This is a genomic window from Tenacibaculum aiptasiae, from assembly GCF_008806755.1.
GTDB lineage: Bacteria > Bacteroidota > Bacteroidia > Flavobacteriales > Flavobacteriaceae > Polaribacter > Polaribacter aiptasiae.
Genome location: NZ_WAAU01000022.1, coordinates 1 through 11522 on the forward strand (window position 1 = coordinate 1; position 11522 = coordinate 11522).

General features: G+C 33.4%; 1 protein-coding gene. It reads right to left on the bottom strand.

Going from position 1 to position 11522, the window contains the following annotated elements:
- On the bottom strand, positions 1 to 10841 hold a 10841-nt coding region (locus F7018_RS11625), incomplete at its 3' end, for an MBG domain-containing protein (RefSeq protein ID WP_246175166.1).
- Positions 10842 to 11522 lie beyond the last annotated feature (681 nt).

Below are 11522 nucleotides of genomic sequence, written 5' to 3' on the forward strand. Positions count from 1 at the left end.
TCAGCTCCAGCTGTAGCACTTAAACCTATTGGAAGAACTGTTTTATCAACACTCTCTACTGGTAAAGATTGAATTGTAAAGTCTTCTCCTTTATCATTTTCAACAAATCTTGTAAATACATCAAATGAAGCTCTTGCATAGTTTCCTAAATCATAACCTGGATCTAAACCTTCAGTTGCATTTTCGAAGTATTTGATATTTGTATCAATTGTTACACCTTTTGATGTTGCTAGCAATTGAATACTTGGAACTACCACTCCGCCTTTACTAAAGTTTCCACCTGTTAATGGTTGTACTTTTCTTTGTGATTGATTAAAAGTAACATTTGATACGCCTGCTGCTGCTTTTACAAAGAATCCTTGTCCAGGTGCTAATGAGCTTTCTCCTGTTATTAATGATTTTCCTACATACTTAGCTTGCGCGTTATCCCAAACGTATACACCAACATTTGAAGGATTAAATTTACTTACGTTACTATTGATAAAGTTAGTTCCTGCATTTTCATTGATTGGTAAAAACGCTGTATATGGGTTTCCTATAGCATTCCATTCTGAAGCTACAATTGATTTTGCTACATCTGTAGTTTCTATTGTTCCTGTAAAAGTTACACTACCGTTCGTTGCTCTAGACACTGCATAACTTCTACCCTTTTCAAAGGTTAAAGTATTCGTAGCTAAATCATCAGTTGTATAATATACCCATTTAGAACCAGCTGGTTTGCTATCATCATAATACGAAATAGCATATCTATTTGGTGTTACACTTGTATTAACTCTAATATCATTTGCTGCATTCTCTGCAAACTCTTTAATACTTTGTCCTGCTACTGGTGCAGAAATGATACTCCAAACATTAGCTTTTAATCCTCCTCTTTCGTAGGTAACTTGTCCATTAGAAGTTCCTTTTACTATTAACGTACTACTTTTTGTTTCTGTAGAAGTCATTGTAAAGTTTCCGCTATTATCTAAATTACCGTCAACCATTACACTTCCATTTTCATTAATATCGAATGAAGCAAGTGACTCAACAGTTAAGTCATTTAACTGCACTGTAGTTCCAACCTCTGGTGTAGTTGTCACATTTGGTATAATTGCATCTCCTGTAATAGTTGGAACCGTATTATCGCTCCAGTTAGTAGCAATTGTCCATATTGAACTTGTATTACCATTCCAAACTGATTTATTAGCACCTGCAATTACTGTTAAATTTTGTGTAGCAGAAGCAGACTTAACAAGAGCAGTTCCTTGCTGACTTGCAGTAATTGTTGTTGTACCAACTCCTACAATAGTTACTGTATTTCCACTTACAGTTGCAACACTACTATTTGAACTAGCATATACAATATTTAATCCCTTATCTGAAGTTGCTGTTAAATTAAAGTTGGCATCTCCATAAGTTTTTGTTGGAATTGCATTGAATGTAATTACCTGATCTTGTTTTGGAGTTACTCCATTTGTTACATCAGTAACAAAGTTACTTGTTCTTCCAGTTAAGGCAAATTGGTTTAATGTACCATTATTTCCTACTGAAGATTTATCTGTTACTTGTGTAATAGTTGTATTATTTCCAAAACCATTTCCTTGGTTCATATCATAATACAGAACTAATCCAGTTTCATTTCCTTCTAATTCATTTGACTTGTAATCGTTAATTTCTGTTGCTGTTCTAGCTACATTCCAAAAACGAACCTCATCTAATGTACCTTGTAATGGATATGGATCAGCTCCTGCTGTATTATTAGCACCAATCATTAATGGATTGTTATTAGGAACTAAATTATTTGCCGTATCAGTTTGTGAAGCTACCTCAACTCCATCTACATAAATTGTAGCTTTAGTTCCGTTAAAAGTAACAGCTAAATGATACCATTTTTTTGCTGCTAATGTAGAAGTCCAATTAAAATCGGTGTGTCCAGTTCCAAATCCAGCATGGTAAAATCTTAATATTTTTGATCCTTCAGTTAATAACATTAATCCATAAGATTCGTTATATCTTGATTTTGCAAATAAACATTGCCAATCCCATCCGTTATTATAACGTGTAATCTCATCAAAGTTTACCCAAGTTTCAAATGTAAATGCCGATGTAAAGTCTAAACTTGAATCATCTGCTACTTCAATGTAATCATAAGTTCCATTAGCTGGTCCTTCAAAGTTTAATGCTGTAGCATTCTTCTTTTCAATAATTTCTAAATCAGCTCCAACATAAGTAATTGTATAGTTATTTCCTGCGGTAACTGTTCCTTGATTTATTGCATAGTTTCCTACTGTTTCTCCTGCTACTCTTTCTAATGTTCCTGTATACGAATCACCTACAAGTATTGACCCTAATGTTTCTTTAAATGTCAATGCTGGATCAGCATCTCCAATTACCTTCACTAAAGCATCTGCTGTAATAGTTACTGGACGCTTTGTAATAGTAAAATCATTACTTACAAAGTTTAAGGTATAGTTATTATCTAAAGCTAATGTACCTTGGTTTATAGCATAAGTTCCAGCATTATTACCTGTTACTCTTGCTAAAGCTCCAGTAAATGAATCACTTCCTGCTAAGCTTCCACTAGTAATTTGGTAAGTTAATGTAGGATCTAACGCTCCATACTCCTTAGATTTAGCATCTGCTGTTACTTCAATAACTCTTTTAGTAATTTCAAAAGTAGGAGATCCAAAAAGTGTCATATTATAATTAGGCCCTGCTGAAAGTGTTCCTAAACTAATATTATAAATTCCTACATTTTCACCTACCTCCCTTGTTAAACTACCAGAAAGAGAATCTCCATTTGCTAAAATTGAACCTGGGAATAAACTGTAAGCAATATTTGAATCTACTTCACCATATTCTTTTTCTTGATTAGCAGTAAGAATCATAATATCCTTTTTAGTAATGGTCAAATCATTACTTACATACGTAACTGCATAATTAGAGTTTAAAGCTAACGTTCCTTGATTTATTGCATAAGTTCCAAAATTATCTCCTGAAACTCTTTCTAAATTTCCTGTAAAAACATCGCTTCCTGCTAAACTTCCACTAGTAATTTGATAAGTGAACGCTGGATCAGCATCTCCATAAACTTTAGATTTTGCATCTGCTGTTACTTCAATAGCTCTTTTTTCAATAGTCAAATCTTTTGAAACAAATGATATTGTATAATTTCCATTAATCCCCAAAGTACCTTGATTAATAGCATATGTTCCTAAACTTTCTCCTGATGCTCTTTCTAAAATTCCTATAAAGGCATCGCTCCCTGCTAAACTTCCATTAGTAATTTGATAAGTGAACGTTGGATCAGCATCACCATAAGCTTTAGACTTCGCATCTGCTGTTATTTCAATAGCTCTCTTTCCTATTGTTAAGTTATCTCCTACAAAAGTTACTGAATAATTGTTTCCTGGAGTTAAAGTTCCTTTATTAATAGCATAACTACCTAAAGCTTCTCCTGCTACTCTTTCTAATGTTCCTGTAAAGGCATCGCTCCCTGCTAAATTTCCATTGGTAACTTGATAAGTTAAAGCTGGATCTGTATCACCATAAGCTTTAGACTTCGCATCTGCTGTTACTTCTATTGCTCTTTGATTAATCTGAAGACGTACTGAACCTGCATGAGTATAAGTAATTGAGTACGAAGATTGACCTCCATTAGTTGATGTAAAAGTAGATGATAAACCTCTTATTTGATAACTTCCTACATTTTCTCCACTATCTCTAAATGTTCCAAATACTTCAATAGCATCATCAAACGCTAATGAACCTTGTGTAATAGCAAAAGGGAAATTTAATTTAGCTGGATCTGAATCTCCATATGTTTTCTGCACTGCTGCTGTTGGCACAATACGTATAAAACGATAATCTATATAAAAATTAGCTCCAACAAATGTAACATCGTAATTACTATTTAATGCTAAAGTTCCTTGAGTAATTCCATAATTTCCTTGGGCTTCTCCAGTAGCTCTTGCTAAACTTCCTGTAAAGGCATCACTTCCTACTAAACTTCCATTAGTTACTGTATAAGTAAATGCTGGGTCTGCATCTCCATAAACTTTAGTTTTAGCATCTGCAGTAATTTCAATTGCTTTCTTACCTACTGTTAATGTTTGTTGTACACTAGCTGTATTATAATTTGTATTTCCTGCTTGATTTGCTGTAATTGTTGTTGAACCAGCTCCTACAATAGTTACTGTATTTCCAGAAATAGTTGCTACCGAAGTATCTGAACTCGAATATGTAACTCCTAATCCTGAATCTGAAGTAGCTGTTAAATTAAAACTAGCATCACCATAAGTTACGTTACTTAAAGCTCCAAAGGTAATTACCTGATCTGCTTTGTTAATGGTAAGAGTTTCCGTAGTGTTTCCTTGATAATTTACATCATTTACAGTAGCTACTACTGTATACGTACCAGCATTTGTTGGTGCTGTGCTTCCTCCATCATAAGTAACATCAACCGATAATCCATTTGGCATTGTAGTTGGTGAAACTGGTTTAGTTGTACCATCATAAGTTTGAGTTAAATTATTAACAATAACCGTAGCAGCTCCTTTGTGAATTTCAAAACTATTAGGAACAAATGACAAATTATAGTTTACATTTAAAGCTAAAGTTCCTTGGTTTATAGCATATGTTCCAGCATTTTCACCTGCTACTCTACTTAACGCTCCTGTAAATGTATCTCCATTAACTAAAGCTCCTGAAGTAACTCTATAAGTAAACGTAGGATCAGTTGTTCCAAACGATTTTGCTTGACCAGCATCAACGGTTACTTCAATATCCTTTTTATTAATTGTTAATCTAGCAACTCCTAAATTGGTAAAGTTTATAAAATAGTTATCTGCTATAAATAAACCTGGTAAATTAGTAATCACATACGATCCAACTGGAGAAGTTTCGCTCACTAAAGTTGAACCAGCTTCATAAGCTCCTAAGTTTACATTTTGTGTAATAACACTTTCATCATCACCATTAACAAAATTTGAATATTGCATGGTAAAAGTTGGATTTGCATCTCCATATACCTTTGCTTTATTATCTACAGAAGCATTTAATACTCTTTTTGTTACGGTAATTGTTCCGTTGCTATGTACAATGTTATAATTATTATCAACACCTCCAGATAAATTAACAACATGTGGACCTCCCGCTGGAGTTGTTCCATCGATAGTTATTCCTGGAACAGCACTTGGTTCAGTGTCTATAACTGTAGCATTCTCTCCATTTACAAATCCTGTATATTGAATAGGTAAAGTTCCCAATGCATCTCCATATACTTTATTTGAAACTGAAGTTGCTGTTAAATCTACTTTATTAATAGTGAAGTTAGCACTATTAAATGTTATAGTATAGTTACTTCCTAAACTTAAAGTTCCTTGATTTATCGCATAAGTTCCAGCATTTTGACCAGTCACTCTACTTAAAGCTCCTGTAAAAACAAATGGATTCGGATAATTCATTACATCTGCTCCAGTTGGTAAATTACTTCTATCTACTGTATAAGTTAAAGCTGGATCAGTAGCTGAACTTCCATCATAATCTTTAGATTTTGCTTCCGCAGTTATAGTCACTGGTGCTGGATTTACAGTTAAGTTTCCAGTAGCATTTGCTCTATACGTATAATTTGAAGATAAAATATCAATTATTGGAGGTGTTCCCCATGTCATTACTCCCGTATGAGTTCCCACATCTAAAGGCTGTCCAGGATTTGCAGAATTTACGATTGTTAAATTTGAAATATCAGTGAAAGATGTACTTAATCTTAACACATCTGCTTCTAGATCTCCATTTACCAATCCTTCTACTTGGAAAGGATAATTTTCTGTTGAATTATCCGCTGGTAAATCTAAGATACCATACGTTATTGTAGCATCTTTAGGAGAAACTACCAACATTTTCTTATCAACAACTAAATTTCGATCTAGACTTGCTGGATTATAAGTTCCATCTCCAGCCTGATTAGCGGTAATTGTAGTTGTACCAGCACCAACGATAGTAACTGTATTTCCTGAAATTGTGGCTACTGAAGTATCTGAACTTGTAAATGTAATTGCTAAACCTGAATCTGAGCTTGCTACTAAATCAAATGTAGCATCTCCATAGGTCTTTGTTACTAAGGCATCAAAAGTTATTACTTGATCTTGTAATGCGGTAAGTGTTGCAGATACCGTATTACTCATTGGTACAAATCCACATACACTATCTGTAAATAAGTCTTTTATCCAGCTTGTTGCGTCTCCAGCTCCATTTTGTAAGGTACCTGTATTTGAATTACCAGATGCATCCGTTACACTTGTTCCAGAAGTTTGATTATAGTTATAATTTAGTACTAAGTTTACTTGTGGAGTAGTAAATTCAGTATTTCTATTAGATTCAATTTCAGATTGTGTTCGAACTCCATTCCATATTCTAGTTTGTGCTAAATCTCCACCAAACAACTTTGTACTATTTGAAGTACTTTCATAATTTCTTCCTAATCGGATGTTTGAAGTTAACTGGAAGGTTTCAAACCCAAAATAACCACTTGTTGAACCTATTAAATTTCCATTTACATAAAAATTAATAGCTGGACCATTCATTGTTGCAGCAACATGAAACCATGTATCAACTGGATAAGTATAAGCCGGTGTATTAAAGGTTCCTCCATCATCTGTATCATCATCGTGATGACCAGCAAAAATAGTCCCTCCAGAAATATTAATATAAAAAGGAACCACTACAGAGGCAACACCAAATCCAGCATAACTTTCTGCTGTAATAATTGACGCATTCACATCAGTAGCATCTGAAGCTGGAATTTTTACCCAAGTTTCTATAGTAGCTTGTTGAACATTCGTTAAGTGAGAATTGATTGCTGGAATACTAACATAATCATCTACATTATCTAAACTAACTCCATTTCTTACACCATTATTTGCACCAGCATCTGTTGCAACCACTTTATAAGTTCTATCTGCTGTTAAAGTTTCCGTTGCAAAAGAAAGATCAACACCTGAACCTGCTAATGGTCCTTGCAATACTTCATTCGTAACATTATCTTGTAAATAATAATTAACTACTGATTGAGAACCTGCTACAGAAACTACTGCTGATTTTCCGTCTGGTTGTGTTACATTCAATGTTTTCGCTTCTAAAGTTTGTACACTAACTGTTGGTGTTCCTGTAATTTGTAACGTGTTAGTAGCAGATGGTAAAGTTTGGTTACCTTGTACAGCTATTACATTATAAGTACGATTACTGGTTAAAATTTCCTTTGTAAATGAAATTCCACTTCCTGTTCCAGCTACAGGTCCTTCAATAATACTATTATCACTATTGTTTCTTAAATAGTAATTAACGTTTAATTGTGAATTATCTAATGAGAATATAGCATGTGCATTACACAAAACAGAACCCGTTGTATCTAAAGTTAAGTTTTGATTTGCAATCACAATTGGATTTACCCTTAAAGCTTGAACTACATCTGGAGCAGCATTGAATAAACCTCCTCCTGCTTGAGAAGCCGTTATATTAATAGTTCCTTCTTTATGAATTGTAACTGTATTCCCAACAATTGAAGCCACAGTTGGATCCGAACTAGTATAAGTAACTGCTAAACCTGATGAAGCTGTTGCTGTTAAATTAAAAGCTGCATCTCCATAAGTAACGTCACTCAAAGCATTGAATGTAATTGTTTGTGGAGTACCAATTACCGTTACCGTTACATCTTTCGTAGTTGCATTATATAGTGAACTACCCGCAGTAACAGCTCGTAATGTAACAGTTCCTGCATTTGCACCAGCCGTGAAAACATTTCCTACTAAAGTAGAACCAGTTCCTCCATTATCTACAATACTATATGTAGTAGATTGCCCTGAAAAGTTTATAGCTGTTATAATTGTTTTACTTTCATTTGGATTCAATGAAAAATCAAACAAGTTATGAGCCATATCAGTTTTCGGAGAAAATGATGCATTATAAAACAACGTAGAATAATATCCTACTGTTTCACTATAGCTAGCATCTGCAGCTTGTGTAACCTTAATTATAATTGAACCAGCAACATTATTCACGTTTAATAAATTACCTGTAATTGAATACCCTAATGTTTCCCCTACAATTTCAAAAGTATAAGCTCCTGTAGAATTTGAACTTAATATAGCAGCCATATCAACGGTTGTCACCCCTGAATTCACTTGATAATAAATACCACCTCCTAAAGTTGCTAAAGGAGCATTTATTGTCAAAGTCATCGTTTTTGTTGAACTCTGATAGGTAGCAGTAGCCGCTTGAGAAGCTTCTATTACAACAGTTCCTGCACTACCAATAGTTACCGTTTCATTATTCGTACCACTTAACGTTGTACCTGTTCCTCCAGCATTAATAATTCTATAACTAATTGCTCCTGTAGAATTCGATGTTGCATTTAAATTAAAGTTAGCTCCACCTGCATTCACCGTTACATCATCAAAAGTAATGGTTGGATTAATTAAAGATCCATTATTAACTACAGAAAATTCATATCCTGTTTGCTGAAAGCTATTAAAAAAATATGGTGATCCAGAATCTGTATATGCATATATTGTAAAATAATACGTTGTATTAGCAGTTAATCCTGTTATAACCTGATTAGGAGTTGTTGATGCTCCAAAATACACAACCTGTTCTCCTCCTTTATAATTTGAATCTGGTGTAGGTACTGGTCCTCTAAAACCTTGAGATGTAAAACTATTTACCGTATTCATTTTTACAATATACCCTTTTGGTAGCCCTCTTCCATTATCCGCTACTGGAGCTCCTGTGAAAGATGCCAAATTAAAGGTAGTTCCTGTAAAACTATTTATAACTGCATTAGAGGCTAACTTATCAGTAACCCCTGCCGTAAACTTAGAAGTACTATGATTTGTATTCGAAAAATAATACTGACCATTACATTCTTTATAAGAATATATTCTAAAGAAATATTCTGTATTTGGTAATAAATTATGCCCAGTAAACGCTTGGCCATTAGGAAATGCTCCAGCCAAAATTACTTGATCACCAGAACCTGAATAGGTTGTATTTGCAGTTGGTAATGAACTTTGTACTCCTGTTATATCTGTGAATGAGTTCTCTACATTAATCTTTACAACCTGTCCCTCTGCTCCTGCTGGAACATTTGATATAATAGGTGATAATCTATTATCATAGGTTAAATCTTCTCTGAAGCTTAACAATTCTGCATTACCCGTTGGAGTACCACACATTGTAATGGTTACTGGTGTACTTCCCGTTGTTTCAAAATAATCTCCTCCTGCACAAGTATTGTAAGTATATACCTTTACATAATATGTTCCATTTTCTGTTAATCCAGTAATGTTTAAGTTTGGAGTTACTGAAGTACCAACATACATAACTTGTTCTCCCCCTGCTGCTGAATTGTATACTGTACTAGGTGAAGTTGGGACTGAGCTTGGTGCTGTGAATGAATTTGTATCACTCACTTTTATAATATAATTCAAGCTCCCATTAACAATTGAAGGTGTTGTAAAAGAAGCTACATTCATTGTAGTTGTTCCAGTAGCACTAGCATTTATATTGGTTACCACAGATGGAGCTTCACACACATAATTAGTTGTTACCACAGTAGATCCTGTAGTTTCAAAATTATATTTTCCTCCACATAAATCATAAGTATATACTTTTACATAATAATCTTTATTTATTTGAAGACCAGTAACTATTTGATTAATATCATCTGTTGTTCCTGCACCACTTCCTATAGTTCCTGTATACACAACTTGCTCTCCCGTTTTACCTGAATAATCTAAAGAAGCAGTTGGTAATGTTGTTCCGCTTACTGGAGCGGTAAAACTATTGGTATCACTAAACTTCACCAAATAACCCATAGAAGTATCAGCTCCTACAGGTCTACCTATAGTATTAATAGTTGCTGAAGTAGGTGAAGTTGCAGAAACTGAATTTACAGAACTTGTGCTTGGAGCTGTTCCTGGACAAGTAGTAATTGAAACAGGTGCTATTGAATTATTATAATTTATATACCCTTGACAATCACTATAAGTATATACCTTATAATAATAGGTCGTATTATGTTGTAAATTGGTCATAATTAAAGCCGATTGTACAGCTCCATTATCTGTTCCTACATATACAACATGCTCTCCAGAACCACTGTAAGAATTACTTGCAGCAACAGCTGGTAATGCTTGATTTTGAACATAATCATCTGTAAAATAGGTAAATGAATTTGTAGCAGAAAACTTTACGATATAATATACATCATCAATACCATTTACTCTTAAATCGTTTAAAGTAACATCCGCATCATTTACTTGGTTAGGTACTGGGTCTGTTATCCCGAATTCATAACAGTAATAAAAAGAGTTTACTGAACTAGCTCCTAGTTTAAAATTATAATTAAAGTTAGCTGCACCAGTAAATACTTCAATTGCATAAAAGTTATTACTGTTACCACCGCTTACATTATTACTATATGGCAGTGTTATACTATAATTATAAATACCTGATACTTGCATTAAGCTTCTAAGGGTTCCGATATTTACAGGAGTTACCCCCCAATTTCCTCCTCGGTATTCCCATATTCTAAAATCAAAATCTGGATTACTATTTACCCAAAGTCTATCAAAATAGAGTATAATATCTGATGCTTGAGTTGCTTTTCTTGAAATAATCCAAAAATCAGAATCTGAACTTGTTACCGTTCCTTCATAATTAGCAGATGAATAGATACGACTTTGAGAACTTATCAGTGTATTACTGACGGAATCGTTGTTCTCAACCTCGTTAAAGGTTTGTGAAAATGTTTGTGTTATCATCAAACACAAAAACATCACATACAAGAGAGTAGTTTTTTTCATGAGAGGTTCTTTAAATTAGTTTTTGTTTGTTATTATTAAACCTTTAAGGTGTCCTATACTTGCTGTACAGTTAAATTTTTAAACACCCTATTTTTTTACTACAATTATTCGAACCCCTACTACAATAACATATACAAAACCATATACAAATACCCCAAAACACTAGTAAACAGGTGTTTTTTTTAAACAACACATTAAACATATAGTTCATAAAAAATTCTTTAGAGCAAAACTTTTTTCTAAACCTAAATTTGTTTGTAAGAGCACTAACTATTAAAACTTTCAATATTTTGGCAGCTCTATACTATCTAGCTGCAACAAAAACAGGAATTAGTATTGTAATAAAAAACACTTTAAATCAAAATACTTTCTTGAAAATTTGGAAAGATAGAAACCATGAAAATATATCATTCATTTTAGAAGTAAATCTGAAAAAGTACTATCTATCAATAAAAAATGTGAGTTATTTTATGAAATATTCTATTTTTTTATTGAGTCAGACTAGGATTTATAGTAAATAAAAAAGCGCAAGCCGTAAGACTTGCGCTATAAAAAACTCTCTTAATATTTTAAAAATTACTTTCTGAATATTTAGGGTTTTGACTTTTTTTAAGCTTAATAATAAATCTTCTTGCTCTTATTACCTAATTCTGAAGTTATTCTTACTACGTAAACTCCTGT